Here is a 13,252-nt window from a genome sequence, read left to right as displayed (position 1 = left end):
GAGATGGCCTACGACCCGCAACAACGTTTCCTGAACCTTGTGCCCGGCGGCAACGGAATCATCTACGCGATTCAGGCCGACGGAAAGCTCTACTGGTATCGGCACACCAACTGGAGCACCGGCACCCCCGCGACCTGGGCCAACTCCGGCTCGGGACGGGTCATCGGGAACGGCGGCTGGCAGAAGTTCCGCTTCGTCCTGGCCGCGGCGGACGGGCAGCTCTTCGCCTGCATGCCCAACGGCGACCTGCTCTGGTACCGGTACATCCTGTCCAACAGCTCGACCGGCGCCGGAAGCTGGCACTCGGCGAGCGGCACCCGGATCGGCACCCAGTGGAACTTCCCCCGGGTGATCGGCGGTTGGAACAACGTCCTGTACGCGCAGGAAGCCAACGGGGACCTGCGCTGGTACAAATACACCGGCACCAACGGCTCCTTCAAATGGGCCGCCAATTCCGGCGCCAAGATCGGCGCGCAATGGCAGCCGTATACGCAGCTGTTCGCCGACCCCAACGGCGTGATCTACGGAACGCGGCACGGCAGCGCACTCAGCTGGTTCCGCTATCTGGGAACCGACGGAAGCTTCAAATGGGCCAACGGCGGCGAGGCCGTCGACACCACCCTGCTGGGCCCGTTCGAAAGAGGACTCTTCTCCAACGGCTCCGGCGCCATCTACAAGATCCAGACGAACACGGCCAACCCGCCAGGACCCGACAACCGGCTCCAGTGGTACCGCCTGCTCAACTCCGAGACGGTGAACACCAGCGGCGTCCAATGGGCCAACGGGTCCGGCACCGCCGTCGGTTCGGGCTTCACCCGCGAGGAATGCGCGGCCCTGCAGGGATATCCGACCTCGCTGTCCGTCCGGCAGGGCACGAGCCTCGGCATCCAGGTCTCCACGACGTTCCCGTCGTACACGTCCTCCACCATCCGCCTCGCCCCCGCCACCGGCGCCCCCGTCGTGGTCACCCAACCGGCCGCCAGGACGGGGAAGTTCCAACCGCTGCAGAGCGGATACCACAGCGCGGGATGCGGCTGGAGCCAGTCCTTCTCCGTCGCCGTGGGCACGGGATCGAGCTGGCCCTCGGGCGTCTACGCCTCCCAGCTGAAGTCGCCGCAGGGCAAGGAGCACAACGTCATGTTCGTCGTGCGGCCCTCCGCGCCGCAGCGACAGCTCGCCGTCCTGGTGCCCACCAACACGTACACCGCCTATAACTTCTGGGGCGGACACAACCAGTACACGACCGGCCAGGGCGGCGCCCAGCGCACCGTCTCCATGCAGCGCCCCAACACCGGGACGTCCTGGGACAACGTCTACCGGACATCCCCCGGCATCATCGACCACCTGCTCCACAGCGACCTGCAACTGCTGCGCTGGATGACCTCCAAGAGCATCGGCTACGACTGCTACGCCGACACCGACCTGCACGCGACGGGCGCCAGTTGGCTGCGCACACCGGCGCAGGGCGGCAACTACAAGGCGCTGGTGCTGACCTCGCACCCCGAGTACTTCACGCAGACCGCGCGGGACAACCTCGTGGCCTTCCAGAACAACGGCGGGCGCATCATCTACCTGGGCGGCAACGGCATCTACGAACGGATGCGGTACACGGCGGACGGCCACGCGATCGTCTTCCGGCGGGCCGACGGCAGCCGGGACGTCTACGCCGACTCCGGACAGTCCGAGGCGCAGATCCTCGGTGTATCCCACTACCAGCCCACGTACATGAGCTTCTCCCCGTACCAGGTGCGCGACACCAGCAACAACCCCTTCACCCCGGGCACCGGCATGAGCGTGGGAGACATCTTCGGCACCGCCTCCTACAACATCGCGGCCAGCGGCTGGGAGGTCGACCGCCGACCGGCCGACGTGCCCGGCTCCGTGCTCATCGCGGAGGGGCTCAACAAGACCGGCGGGGCCGAGATGCTCTACGTCCCGCCCGTCGCCACCAGGGGATGGGTGTTCTCGGCAGGCTCCCTGACCCTGACCGCCAGCGTCCCCACGGACACCGCGCTCCAAAAGCTCCTGCAGAACGTCTTCGCGCAAGCGGTGGCCTAGGCACCCGCGAAGCACCCCCCTCGACCGACAGAGAGAAGCGAACATGAAGGAGATCTCGCGGCGCACCGTGCTGGCCGGCGCGGTGGCGTCGACGGCGGCCCTTGGCCTGCCCGCGGCGGCCGTCGCGGCGGCGCCCGCGCGCGACGAGCCGCCGACCAACAATGCCTGCGGAAAGCTCGGTGCCACCGAAGTGTGCGTCACCGCACGCGAGGTCCAGGACGTGACCGCCCTCCAGTACGTCATCACCAACGGCGGCACGCAGGAAGCGACGTACACGGTCTGGTACTCGGACGTGACTGGCGGACCCGAGTCGGGCAAGGTCAAGGAGACGGTGGCGGCCGGAGGCGCCGTCGTCGGCTACTTCTACGGCGCCATCCAGCACTGCTTCACGCTGCACGCCTGCGACGAGTCCGAAACCGAGTGCGTCGTCCTCGGACCCGTCTGCGGCCCCCACCCGTCGGACTGGTGACGGCGGGCCGAACCCCCGCACCCAGACGCCCGCCGGTTCGTTCGACAACACATGAAGCAGACCAGTGACATGACCCGCCATCAGGTCCGCACGGCAGCCGGGGCCCAGGTCGACGCGTCGGCCGCGCTGGGCCCCGGCACCGCCGTGTGGGAGCTCGCCCAGATCCGCGAACAGGCCGTGCTCGGCGACAACTGCGTGGTGGGCCGGGGCGCCTACATCGGCCCCGGCGTACGGATCGGCGACGGCGTCAAGATCCAGAACCTCGCGCTCGTCTACGAACCGGCGGAACTCGGCGACGGGGTCTTCGTCGGGCCCGCCGTCGTCCTGACCAACGACCACAACCCGCGCTCCGTCGACCCCGACGGGCGGCCCAAGGGGCGCGCCGACTGGGAGCCCGTCGGGGTCACCGTCGCCGAGGGCGCCTCGCTCGGCGCGCGCTCGGTGTGCGTGGCCCCGGTCCGGGTGGGCCGCTGGGCGATGGTCGCCGCCGGAGCCGTGGTCTCCCGCGACGTGCCGGACTTCGCGCTCGTCGCCGGCGTCCCGGCCCGCCGCATCGGCTGGGTGGGACGCGCGGGGCACCGGCTGCGGGAACTCCCCGGCTCGCCCGGCGTGTGGGAGTGCCCGCACACCGGGGCGCTGCACAGGGAGAACGGCGACGTGCTCACGGAAGCCTGAGTCACACCGAGCTTGCGACGGGGGAGGGGACCGCGGCCGTCGTGGCGGCGGCCCGGCGGTCCGGGCTCTCCTGGATGTCGAGCATCAGGGCGCCGATCAGAAAATGAATTCCGGTGAGAATCGGCAGCGTCGCCAGCAGAACACTTCCCGCACTGGCACTCGCCGGCCCGAGCGTGTGGAACAGCACCCAGGTGCTCGCCGCGCCGCCGAAGGCGACCAGGCACATCCCCGCCAGAAGCAGCAGGGCGATCGGCGAAAAGGAGAACACGACGTACTTCAGGACGACACGCCGGCCGATTCCCCGCGTCAACTGGGCCAGCAGAGCGGGAATCACCTTGTGCATCCGCATTGTCGACACCTCGTTCCCGTAGACCGCGGGAATGGGGACGTCGCAGGCCGGAATCCGCAGGATGTTCAGATTGATCAGCAGGTCGTTCTCGAACGAGTAGTCCTTCGCCACACGGTCGAGGTTCAGCCGTTCAAGGGCCGTCCGATGGATCGCCGTGTATCCGTTCTGCGGATCGAACAGGTGCCAGTACCCGGAGGCCAGCTTGGTCATGAAAGAGAGCACGATGTTGCCGAGAATCCGGTACTTCGGCATGCCCCGATAGGAGTCGCGCGAGTAGAAACGGTTCGCCTTGGTGAACAGGGCGGTGCCGTCGCAGATCGGGGCGAGCAGGGCCGGCAGATAGGCCGGGTCCATCTGGCCGTCACCGGCCATGACCACCGAGATGTCGCAGCCCAGGCGCAGGGCCTCCTGGTGCCCGTCGCACACCGCGCCGCCGACTCCGGTGTTCGTCTTGTGCCGGATGAGCACCGTCCGCGGATCGCCGGCGTCGGTCGCCTCGGAGGCCGTCTGATCGCTGCTGGCGTCGTCCACCACCACGATATGGTCGACGAAATCGGGCATGGTGCGGATCGTCCGGGCGATCAGCTTTTCCTCGTTGTACGCCGGCACGACGACGGCGATTTTCGTGTTCTGATACACGAAGAAAACCCTCTCACGATTCTTTCCCGAAACCTGTCTGCGACAACGGTCTTGAGCACGGAGGAAGGTACCAGACATCATTCGGAGAACCTGGAACTCGGCCCGCCGCCTTTCCTCCGCCGGGGCGACAAGATTCCTCCTCGTGGGAGGGGTGTGCTACGCCATTGATGTCGGGACGCTCGTCCTGCTCCACGGCGTACTCCATATGCCGTTGGCCGCCGCCACCACACTGGCGTTCGTCACCGTTCTGGCGGTCAATTTCGGGCTCAACAGATCATTCGTCTTCCGGAGCGGAGCGATGGTCGGCCCGGCCTTCGCCAAATACCTTGTGCTCGTCGCACTGAATTACGGCGCGACCCTGGCCACGGTCACCGGACTGGCCGCTCTCGGCCTGCCGTACGTGGCGGCCAAGACGACGTCGACGGTCCTCAACGCGGTGGCGAACTACGCCGCGTTCCGCTGGTGGGTCTTCAGGACACCGGGCGCGCCCGCGGTCCAGGGGCCGGCCGCGGCCGCGCCGGCCCAGGATCGCTGACGGCGGGTCAGGCGCGCCGGCCCGCCGCCGCCGGACTCCGCGGAGGCGGGTTCTGCAGCGGCAGGGAGGCCTTGCGCCGCGCCGAGTCCAGGACCACCTCGGCGACCTCCACCGTCCGCAGCCCCTGCGCGAGGGTGACGATGTCCGTGGCCTTGCCCTCGACGGCGTCACGGAACCGCTCGTGCTCGACGAGCAGCGGCTCGCGCTTGGGAATCGCGTACCGGATCATGTCGCCCTCGGCGGCTCCCCGGAAGGCGCTCAGCGCCTCCCACTCCGTGGCGAACGCGCCGTTGGCGTGGAAGGTGAGGTCCGCGGTGAGGGTGTCCGCGACGAAGCAGCCGCGCTCGCCGGTGACCGCCGTGAAGCGCTCCTTGAGCGGGCTCAGCCAGTTCACGAGATGGCTGACCATGGTGCCGTCGGTCAGCTCGCCGACGACCGCGACCATGTCCTCGTGCGGGCGGCCGCTCTTGGACACGGTGCGCGCGGACAGGGAGGCGTAGCCGCAGCCGGTCACCCAGCTCGTGAGGTCGATGTCGTGGGTGGCCAGATCCTTGACGACGCCCACGTCCGCGATGCGCTGCGGGAACGGCCCCTGGCGCCGCGTCACCACCTGGAAGATGTCCCCCAGCTCGCCCGCCTCCAGACGTGAACGCAGGCTCTGCAGCGCCGGGTTGAAGCGCTCGATGTGCCCGACGCCGGCAGTCAGCCGGACCCCGTCGAAGGCGTCGGCAAGGCGCCGGGCCGCGGCGGCGGAGTGCGCGAGCGGCTTCTCGATCAGCGCGCACACGCCGTTCGCGGCCAGGGCGAGACCGACCTCCTCGTGCAGCACCGTGGGGCACGCGACCACGGCGTAGTCGAGGCCGAGCGCGAGGAGTTCGGGCAGGGCGGCGACGACCGGGGCGCCGCGGGAGGCCCCCGTCGGGTCTCCCGCCGGGTCCATCACGCCGACGAGCTCGACACCGTCCAGCTGGGACAGGACCCGGGCGTGGTTGCGCCCCATCGCGCCCAGGCCGACGAGGCCCGCACGCAGCACCGGCCGGTTCATCGGGCACCTCCGACGACGCTCACGGCCCGGGCGATCCGCTCCAGTTCGCCCGGCCCGAGGGTGGGGTGGACCGGCAGCGACAGGACCGAGGCGGCGGCGCGGTCGGTCTCGGGCAGCTCGGGCCCGGCCGCGTCGCGGAACGGCGCCAGCCGGTGGATCGGCGTCGGGTAGTACACCGCGCTGCCGATCCCCTCCGCCGCGAGCTCCTGCCGCACGGCCTCCCTGCGGCCGTCCGGGACGGCGACGGTGTACTGGTGGTAGACGTGCCGGGCGCCGTCGGCCACGTACGGCGTGGGCAGCCCCTCGATACGGGAGTCGAGCACCTTGGCGTTGGCGCGCCGCCGCTCGGTCCAGGCCGGCAGCTGCGTGAGCTGCACCCGGCCCACGGCCGCCGCGACATCGGTCATGCGCAGATTGGCGCCGACGATCTCGTTCTCGTAGCGCTGCTCCATGCCCTGGTTCCTGAGGAGACGCAGCGTGCGGGCCAGTTGCTGGTCGGCGGTGGTGATCATGCCGCCTTCGAGCGCGTGCATGTTCTTCGTCGGATAGAAGCTGAAGCAGCCGGCCCGGCCGAAGGAGCCGACGGGCCGGCCGTGCAGCGCGGCGCCGTGCGCCTGGCAGGCGTCCTCGACGACGGCGAGGCCGTGCCGCTCGGCGAGCGGCATCAGCTCGTCCATGGGGGCCGGGTGCCCGTACAGGTGCACGGGGATCAGCGCCGCCGTGCGCGGGCCGATCGCCGCGGCCACCGCGGCCGGGTCGAGGCAGTAGGTGTCGGACGTGATGTCGGCGAAGACCGGTACGGCACCCACCAGGCGTACCGCGTTGGCGGTGGCGGCGAACGAGAAGGACGGCACCACCACCTCGTCGCCCGGACCGATGCCGAGCGCCATCAGGCTCAGCTGCAGCGCGGAGGTGCCGGAATTGACGGCGACGCAGATGCGGTCCCCGGCCAGCTCGGAGAATTCCTCCTCGAAGGCGGCCACTTCGGGCCCCTGAATGACAAGGCCGCTGCGCAGTACGCGCACGGCGGCTTCGATCTCGGCTTCGCCGATGACAGGCCGGGCGGCGGGAATTGGCGGATTGGACCCAGACACGAGCAGTCTCCATGGGAAAGCGAGGGAGTCGGCCTGCGTTCAACCCCGATTCACCGCCCGGGGTTTCTGTTGTCGCCTTTTATCCATCCTTAGGCGGTATGCGTAGGATGAATGCATTGGCGGAGGAGTGACGGTCGGCCGTCGACGTCAGCCGGTGAGACGCGCCGCCGCCCGGCTGTTGTGGAGGTACCGCGCCCGCCCCTGCTCGTCCTCGCCGACCAGGACGAACACCTCGTGCCGTCCCGCGCGCTTCTCGACGGTGATCAGACGGTCGGGGCCGAGGCCCGCCAGTTGCTGGGTGACGCTGTCCTCGCCGAGCAGCACCCGGGCCTCGCTGGTGCGCGGCGTGGTGGTCAGCCACGCGGTGCCGTCCGCGTGCACCGCGACCTCGAAGTCGAGCAGCGTGGAGCGGTAGGTGCCCGCTGCGCGGTGCGCGTCGACCGGCGCTGGCTCCTCGGGGACCCGGGGCGGCTCCGCGAGCCGTGCGCCGGCGAACTCGGCGAGCAGGTGACCGCCGACGTCCTGGAAGAGCGCGGCGGCGTCCCCGCCGTTGGTGAGCACGGCGACCGCGACGCCCGCCTCCGGCACCACCCGCAGGAACGCGTACTGCCCGATCGTGCCGCCGTCGTGGCCGATCATGGAACGCTCCGGCTGGTCGAACAGCATCCAGCCGAGCCCCCAGCGGTCACCCAGCGCGCCCAGGGGAGGCACGGTCACCTGCGTCTCGCGCATCCCGCCGAAGGAGCGTTCGGCCAGGTGCAGTCGGGCGAACCCGAGCAGGCTGCGCGCGGGCATCGCCAGGGAGGCGCCCGCCGGGGCGGTGGCGGGCGGCAGACCGTAGACGGGGGCCGGCTGCGGGTCGGGGCCGAGGTGGCCGATGGCCGGGAGCTCCAGGATGGCCTCGCCGATGTGGGTCGCCACGTGGCCGAGGCCCAGCGGGGTCACCAGGTGCTCGCGCAGCGCCGCGTTGAAACCCTGCCCGCGCAGCACCTCGACGAGGCGGCCCAGGACGACGTAGCCGCTGTTGCAGTACGAGAACTGTTCGCCCGGCGGGTACAGCTGCTCGGCGTCGGACAGGGTCGGCAGATAGCGCTCGACCGCGTCCTCGTTCGCGCCCGTGTCGGTGAAGCGGTCGCCCTCGATGCCGGAGGTGTGGCAGAGCAGCTGGCGGACGGTGACGGTGGCGGCGGCGTGCTCGTCGGCCAGGGTGAACTCCGGCAGGTACTGGCGCACCGGGCGGTCCAGGTCGAGGCGGCCCTCGTTGGCCAACTGCTGGACCAGGGTGGCCGTCCAGACCTTGGTGATCGACCCGATCTGGAAGACGGCGTCCGGCGTGACGGGCACCCCGGTCGCCCGGTTCACCACGCCGGCGGCCGCGTCCACCACCTCGCCGTCCACCAGCACGGCCACCTGCGCGCCCGGCACCCGGTGCGTGGTGATCAGCTTGGGCAGGTTCTCGGTGATCCAGTCCTGTGCGACGGCCGCTCGTGACATGGCTTCTCCCTCGTGGGCGCGAGTGGGTCAGCCCATGGTGCTATCGGTCCCGGCGTTTCGGAACCGGGCGGTGCCGGTGGAACCGCCCGGCCGGGCTCAGACGCCGAGTCCCGCGTGGGCGAGGGCCTGCTTGAGCAGGGCGCCGTGGCCGCCGGGCATCTCGCTCTGCACGGACGGCGACAGCGCGTCCTCGGGGCTGAACCAGACCAGGTCGAGCGCGTCCTGCCGGGGCTGGCAGTCCCCGGCCACCGGGACGATGTACGCCAGCGAAACGGCGTGCTGGCGCGGGTCGTGGTACGGCGTGACGCCCTGCGTCGGGAAGTACTCGGCGACGGTGAAGGGCTGCAGGGACGCGGGCACGCGCGGCAGCGCCACCGGGCCGAGGTCCTTCTCGAGGTGGCGCAGAAGCGCGTCGCGGACGCGCTCGTGGTGCAGTACGCGGCCGGAGACGAGCGTGCGGTTGACGTTGCCGTCGGGGCCGATGCGGAGCAGCAGGCCGACGCTGGTCACCTCACCGCTGTCCGCGACGCGCACCGGCACGGCTTCGACGTAGAGGATCGGCATACGGGCACGGACCAGCTCCAGCTCGTCGGAGGCCAGCCACCCGGGCGTTGTCTCGGTCATGTCGGGCATGGCGTGATCATATTTCAGCGGGTCCCCTCTGTGGCCCAATTGGCCTCGGCCGGGCGTCGTTGCACCGGCGCGCGCCCGGCCGTGCCGGAGCACGGCCGGGCACGCACCCCGAAGGGCCTACTCGGTGGTGTGCGTCGGGTAGACCTCGACGTCGGTGTAGGCGCCCTTGATGGGGCCGGCGTTCGCGGGCCAGTCCAGGGTGACGGTGTGCGTCTCGTTCGGGGGCGTCACCAGGATGTTGGTCGGGGACGCGAGGCTCTCGCCGGAGCTGTCGATGTCGTAGGCGAGGTCGAAGACCGCGGCGTCGCCGGGCTTGAGGGTGGTGACCCGGGGCTGGGCGTGGCCGCGCTCGATGGGGCTCGAGGTGTGGTCGGCGTCCTTGATGTCGACGCCCGCGAAGCCCGTCGCCGAGCACGTGGTCGAACCCCGGTTGACCATGGTGATGTTGATCCGGCCGGAGGTCTCGTCCGGCGCGGCGTCCACGGCGTCGATCGCCAGGTCCTCCGTCTTGCAGAAGCCGGTCCGGGTACCGGAGTTCGCGGCGCCGGCCTGGACCTCGGTGTCGCTGCCGGAGTCCGCCTTCGAGCCGCTTTCGGAAGAGGACGACGGGGTGTCCTTGGAGGACGTGTCCGACGTGGTGTCACCGCCGCCGCACGCGGTGAGCGAGAGGGTGGCGGCGACGCCGAGGGCGGCGATGGCGGAGAGGCGGGTGTACTTCATGGTGTTCCCCCGTGGGTGTCGCGGTCGGTGCGGTCTGAAGTATTTGTATCCCGCACCGAGTCACGGGCAGTCCTCCGCGACGTCTTCGTTCTGTCACAGGCGTCCGGACGAAAAGACCAGCACAACGCCCCTCCCGCCCGCGTCAGCCGACCGCGCCCCGCAGCGGTCGCCCCGGAAGCGCGTCGGCCCGCAGGGCGCCGTCGGAGACGACCGGCACGCCCGCCACGTACAGGTGCCGGACGCCGAGCGAGGGGCGGGTGGGATCGGCGTACGTGGCCGTGTCGGTCACCGTGGCCGGGTCCAGGACCACGAGGTCGGCGTCGGCGCCCACGCCGAGGTGGCCCTTGGCGCGGGCGGCAGGTGACACGTCGTCAAGGATGCGCGCCGGGAGGTAGGAGCAGCGGCGGAAGGCCTCCGCCCAGGTCCAGGCCCCCGTCTCCCGCACCATCAGGCGCAGCGTCTTGGCGAACGTCCCGGCCGTACGAGGATGGGTCGTGCCATCCGGCGGCAGCGGCCAACGGGTGCTGTCGTGGCTGCCGTCGGGCCAGAAGACGGGCATCGCGTCGCTGGCGACGACGGCGTCGGGGAAGGCGAGCGCCTGCCGCAGCAGGGCGAGGTCGCGCGGGTCGTCCTCGTCGAGGAACTCCAGGAGGCAGGGGGCGCCCGGGTCCTGGGCCCGCAGCTGCTCCAGGCGGGCCGCGTCCGCGATCCGCTCCCCGGTCTCGACCATGACGACGCTGCTGGGTCCGAGGCCCTTCAGACGCAGCCGCTCCGGGGCGATGAACGCGGCGCCGACGGCCGTGCTCCCCGCCCCGTACGGGTAGGCCTCCACGGTGACCCGCGAGCCCGACCGCTGGGACTCGTCCAGCGTGTGGAGCACCCGGTCGATGTGCCGCCCCGAGGTGCTGTTGACGTGGCAGTGGTGCATCGCCGCGCCGGTCTCGGCCGCCGCGGTCGCGATCTCGGTGGAGCCGTCGACGGGGACCGAGGGGTCCATCTCGACCAGTTCCCGCACGTGGGTGAAGGTGGGCGCGCCCGCCTTCGCGGCGAGCCGGGCCACCGCAAGGAACTCGGCGGGCTCGGTGGTGGGCGCGTAGCCCATGAGGACGCCGATCCCGAGGGCGCCCGCCGCCAGCTCGTCCTCGAGCAGGGACAGCCAGGCCGCCAACTCGCGCGGCGACGACGAGCGTTGCCAGCGCGGATTGCCCAGTACCGCCAGGCCGGACGTGATCCGGGCGTCGGGGGAGATGCCGGCGAGCACCTGCGCCCGCGCGCCGCCCCAGGAGGCGGAGAAGCCGAAGTGGAGCGGACGGCCGTCCGCCGCGGCCTCGGCGTAGGCCCGCTCGACCGGCATCAGGCCGGCCTCCAGGTCGAGCGCCGTGGTCACGCCGTCCATCGCCTGCAGCCGGTGCCCGGCGATGGAGTGGACGTGGCTGTGCAGGTCGACGAAGCCGGGCCCGACGACGAGGCCGGTGGCGTCGATCACCCGCGTGTCCGGCGGTGGTGTGAGGCCCGTCCCGACAGCGGCGATCTTCCCGTCGGCCACGAGGACGTCGGCCGTCCCGTCGCCCCCGCCGGCGGGGTCGATGACGCGACCGCCCTGCAGCAGTGTCCGCATGCTCTCGTCTCCCTCTTGAACGCCCGTCGGCCGGCCCCGTATGCACCTCGGGGCCGGCCGGTGGAGCGTCACTCAGTGGTACCGCTCGGTCGTACGCTTCGGCTCAGTCAACTGGCATCGAGGCCGAAGTGGAAGATGCCCCAGGTGAGGTCGGACGCGCGGCCGCCGTCGACCCAGTGGCCGAGCCCCGTCTTCATCTGGGCGAGGTAGTCGTGGCTGATCCTTCTGGCCAGCCCCTCGGCCTCCTGGCGTTCGGTCTCCTCGAGGACCCGCGTGTAGTGGTTCACCAGCTGCTCGCGGTGCTCCTCGAACCCGCCGTCGACGGCGGTGAACCCGAGCCGGTCCAGCTCGCGGGTGTAGAAGCCGGGGGAGCCCATGTCGTCGAGGTGGATCCGGTCGAGGATCGGCTGCAGCACGTCGGCGCGGGCGCCGTCCGTCGCCGCCATCGGGTCGGTGAAGATGAGCCGGCCGCCGGGCTTCAGCACCCGGGCGATCTCCTCGAGGACCTGGACCCGGTTCCCGCTGTGCAGGAAGGCGTCCTGGGACCAGACGACATCGACCTGGTCGTCCGGGTACGGGATGTCCTCGAAGGACCCGTCCACCACCTCGATCCTGTCGGTGAGTCCGCGGGCCGCGTTCAGCTCCTTGTGGCGCTGGTTCTCCACCTCGCTGAGGTTGAGGGCCAGGACCCGGCAGCCGTACGTCTCGGCGAGGTAGCGCGCCGAACCGCCGAACCCGGAACCGAGGTCGAGCACCACGGAGTCCCGCGTCAGGTCGAGCTTCGACGCCATGTGCTGGACGGTCCGCCGGCTGGCGTCCGCGATGGGCTCGTCGGGCCTCTCGTACAGGCCGATGTGGATGTCCTCGCCGCCCCACACCGTGGCGTAGAAGGTGTCGGCGTCGGGGGAGTTGTAGTAGCTGCGGGCGGTGCCGACCGCGCCCTTGTACTGCTCCTCCGCCGCCTCCGTCCTGTACTCCTTCTCCGCCACATGGACGAAGAAGTCCGGCTGTTCACGCCGGTAGGTGTGCTGGAAGTCGCCGTACGTCTCGATGCGCTGGAAGCCGACGTCGGACATCAGCCGCCGCGTGTAGTCCTTCCGCAGCGGAAACATGTTGAGGTAGTACATGGAGCTGTCCGGGAAGCTGTACCGCATGCGGCACAGCCCCTCGTCGACGTACTCCGGCTCCACGATGACGTCCTCACCGCAGTAGTAGTAGCGGTGTTTGCTCGTGTATCCGTCGTCCAGGATCGCGTCGTAATTGCGCTGGTCCAGGATGAGAATTCCGTCGTGCTTGAGCATCGCGTAGAACTCGGCCAGCGCCTTGCGCCGGTCGCGTTCGGAGAAGAGATGCGTGAACGAGTTGCCGAGGCACACGATGGCGTCGTACTCGCCGTGGACGTCCCTGTTGAGCCACCGCCAGTCCGCCTGGACGACCCGCAGGATGTGTCCGCCCTGCTTCTGGCCGTTCTCGAAGGCCCTCGCCAGCATCTCGGCGCTGCCGTCCGCGCTGACGGTCTCGAACCCGGCGGACAGCAGTGCCACGGAGTGGAATCCCGTGCCGGTCGCGACATCGAGCACGCTCTTCACCCCCCACTTCCGCAGCAGGTCGATGAAGAAATTGCCTTCGCTCTCCGCCCTCTTCTCCCAATCGATGAGGGAGTCCCACTTCTCGACGAAGCTGGGGACGTATTCCTCGGTGTAGTGCCCGGTTTCGCGTACTTCGACAGGGTTGTCGCCGAACTCTTGGGCCGGTTGCACGATGATGGGGAACCCTTCAGTTTTGAGGAATCTTGCCCTGGCGCGGCAGCCCAAGACGGCACAGAGCTCCGGTCTCGGGAGCCGCACGGTCTGTGTCGGATCGCTGTCCAAGACGGTGTGCTCCCATGCCTCCAAAGTTCGTATACAGGGGCCGAGTTGGGGT

General features: G+C 70.3%; 12 protein-coding genes. 4 read left to right on the top strand and 8 right to left on the bottom strand.

Annotated features, from left to right (window positions below):
• The first annotated feature begins 3 nt into the window (after positions 1-3).
• Genes ACZ7L4_RS28730 through ACZ7L4_RS28720 form a run of 3 tightly spaced genes read left to right on the top strand, consistent with a single transcriptional unit; the run spans position 4 to position 3,202 of the window.
• The gene (locus tag ACZ7L4_RS28730) at positions 4-2,058 is read left to right on the top strand and encodes a N,N-dimethylformamidase beta subunit family domain-containing protein (protein ID WP_472107067.1); all 2,055 of its coding nucleotides are present in this window, start codon (positions 4-6) and stop codon (positions 2,056-2,058) included.
• Positions 2,059-2,101: 43 nt separating this feature from the next.
• Positions 2,102-2,527, top strand: coding sequence for a hypothetical protein (locus tag ACZ7L4_RS28725; RefSeq protein WP_472107065.1), 426 nt, complete (start codon positions 2,102-2,104; stop codon positions 2,525-2,527).
• A gap of 51 nt (positions 2,528-2,578) precedes the next feature.
• On the top strand, positions 2,579-3,202 hold the full coding sequence (locus ACZ7L4_RS28720) for an acyltransferase (RefSeq protein WP_472107063.1): 624 nt from the start codon (positions 2,579-2,581) through the stop codon (positions 3,200-3,202).
• Between the two features lies 1 nt (position 3,203).
• Here the strand turns inward: ACZ7L4_RS28720 and ACZ7L4_RS28715 are convergent, their stop codons facing one another.
• On the bottom strand, positions 3,204-4,190 hold the full coding sequence (locus tag ACZ7L4_RS28715; protein ID WP_472107061.1) for a glycosyltransferase family 2 protein: 987 nt from the start codon (positions 4,188-4,190) through the stop codon (positions 3,204-3,206).
• Positions 4,191-4,332: 142 nt separating this feature from the next.
• Between ACZ7L4_RS28715 and ACZ7L4_RS28710 the strand changes: the two genes are divergently transcribed.
• A complete protein-coding gene (locus tag ACZ7L4_RS28710) occupies positions 4,333-4,725 on the top strand; it encodes a GtrA family protein (protein ID WP_472107060.1) in 393 nt (130 codons plus the stop codon).
• Positions 4,726-4,732: 7 nt separating this feature from the next.
• Here ACZ7L4_RS28710 and ACZ7L4_RS28705 read toward each other — a convergent pair whose 3' ends face one another.
• The 7 genes from ACZ7L4_RS28705 to ACZ7L4_RS28675 form a co-directional block, all read right to left on the bottom strand.
• The gene (locus ACZ7L4_RS28705; RefSeq protein ID WP_472107058.1) at positions 4,733-5,770 is read right to left on the bottom strand and encodes a Gfo/Idh/MocA family oxidoreductase; all 1,038 of its coding nucleotides are present in this window, start codon (positions 5,768-5,770) and stop codon (positions 4,733-4,735) included.
• Positions 5,767-6,864, bottom strand: coding sequence for a DegT/DnrJ/EryC1/StrS family aminotransferase (locus ACZ7L4_RS28700; protein ID WP_472107056.1), 1,098 nt, complete (start codon positions 6,862-6,864; stop codon positions 5,767-5,769). The genes ACZ7L4_RS28705 and ACZ7L4_RS28700 overlap by 4 nt, the downstream gene beginning before the upstream one ends.
• Positions 6,865-7,011: 147 nt before the next feature.
• Positions 7,012-8,358 (bottom strand): serine hydrolase domain-containing protein, encoded by a 1,347-nt coding sequence (locus ACZ7L4_RS28695; protein WP_472107054.1) that lies wholly within the window; start codon positions 8,356-8,358, stop codon positions 7,012-7,014.
• Positions 8,359-8,454: 96 nt separating this feature from the next.
• Positions 8,455-8,982 (bottom strand): NUDIX hydrolase family protein, encoded by a 528-nt coding sequence (locus ACZ7L4_RS28690; protein ID WP_385756560.1) that lies wholly within the window; start codon positions 8,980-8,982, stop codon positions 8,455-8,457.
• A gap of 126 nt (positions 8,983-9,108) precedes the next feature.
• Positions 9,109-9,711 carry a DUF4232 domain-containing protein gene (locus ACZ7L4_RS28685; RefSeq protein WP_472107052.1) on the bottom strand — a complete coding sequence of 201 codons (603 nt, stop codon included), beginning with the start codon at positions 9,709-9,711 and terminating at the stop codon, positions 9,109-9,111.
• A gap of 142 nt (positions 9,712-9,853) precedes the next feature.
• Positions 9,854-11,329, bottom strand: a complete 1,476-nt coding sequence (locus ACZ7L4_RS28680; protein ID WP_472107050.1) for an amidohydrolase family protein — start codon at positions 11,327-11,329, stop codon at positions 9,854-9,856.
• Between the two features lie 107 nt (positions 11,330-11,436).
• A complete protein-coding gene (locus tag ACZ7L4_RS28675) occupies positions 11,437-13,089 on the bottom strand; it encodes a glycine/sarcosine N-methyltransferase (RefSeq protein WP_472107048.1) in 1,653 nt (550 codons plus the stop codon).
• Positions 13,090-13,252: the final 163 nt, after the last annotated feature.

The sequence above is a fragment of the Streptomyces sp. NPDC107575 genome (assembly GCF_055657265.1).
Note: the sequence above shows the minus strand (reverse complement) of the source record. Positions and strands in the feature narration are given on the sequence as shown.

Excerpts from the sequence above, each read along its gene's own strand:
- ACZ7L4_RS28730 (WP_472107067.1), top strand. The coding sequence starts at position 4 with ATGGCCTACGACCCGCAACAACGTTTCCTGAACCTTGTGCCCGGCGGC.
- ACZ7L4_RS28725 (WP_472107065.1), top strand. The coding sequence starts at position 2,102 with ATGAAGGAGATCTCGCGGCGCACCGTGCTGGCCGGCGCGGTGGCGTCG.
- ACZ7L4_RS28720 (WP_472107063.1), top strand. The coding sequence starts at position 2,579 with ATGAAGCAGACCAGTGACATGACCCGCCATCAGGTCCGCACGGCAGCC.
- ACZ7L4_RS28705 (WP_472107058.1), bottom strand. The coding sequence starts at position 5,770 with ATGAACCGGCCGGTGCTGCGTGCGGGCCTCGTCGGCCTGGGCGCGATG.
- ACZ7L4_RS28695 (WP_472107054.1), bottom strand. The coding sequence starts at position 8,358 with ATGTCACGAGCGGCCGTCGCACAGGACTGGATCACCGAGAACCTGCCC.
- ACZ7L4_RS28690 (WP_385756560.1), bottom strand. The coding sequence starts at position 8,982 with ATGACCGAGACAACGCCCGGGTGGCTGGCCTCCGACGAGCTGGAGCTG.
- ACZ7L4_RS28685 (WP_472107052.1), bottom strand. The coding sequence starts at position 9,711 with ATGAAGTACACCCGCCTCTCCGCCATCGCCGCCCTCGGCGTCGCCGCC.
- ACZ7L4_RS28680 (WP_472107050.1), bottom strand. The coding sequence starts at position 11,329 with ATGCGGACACTGCTGCAGGGCGGTCGCGTCATCGACCCCGCCGGCGGG.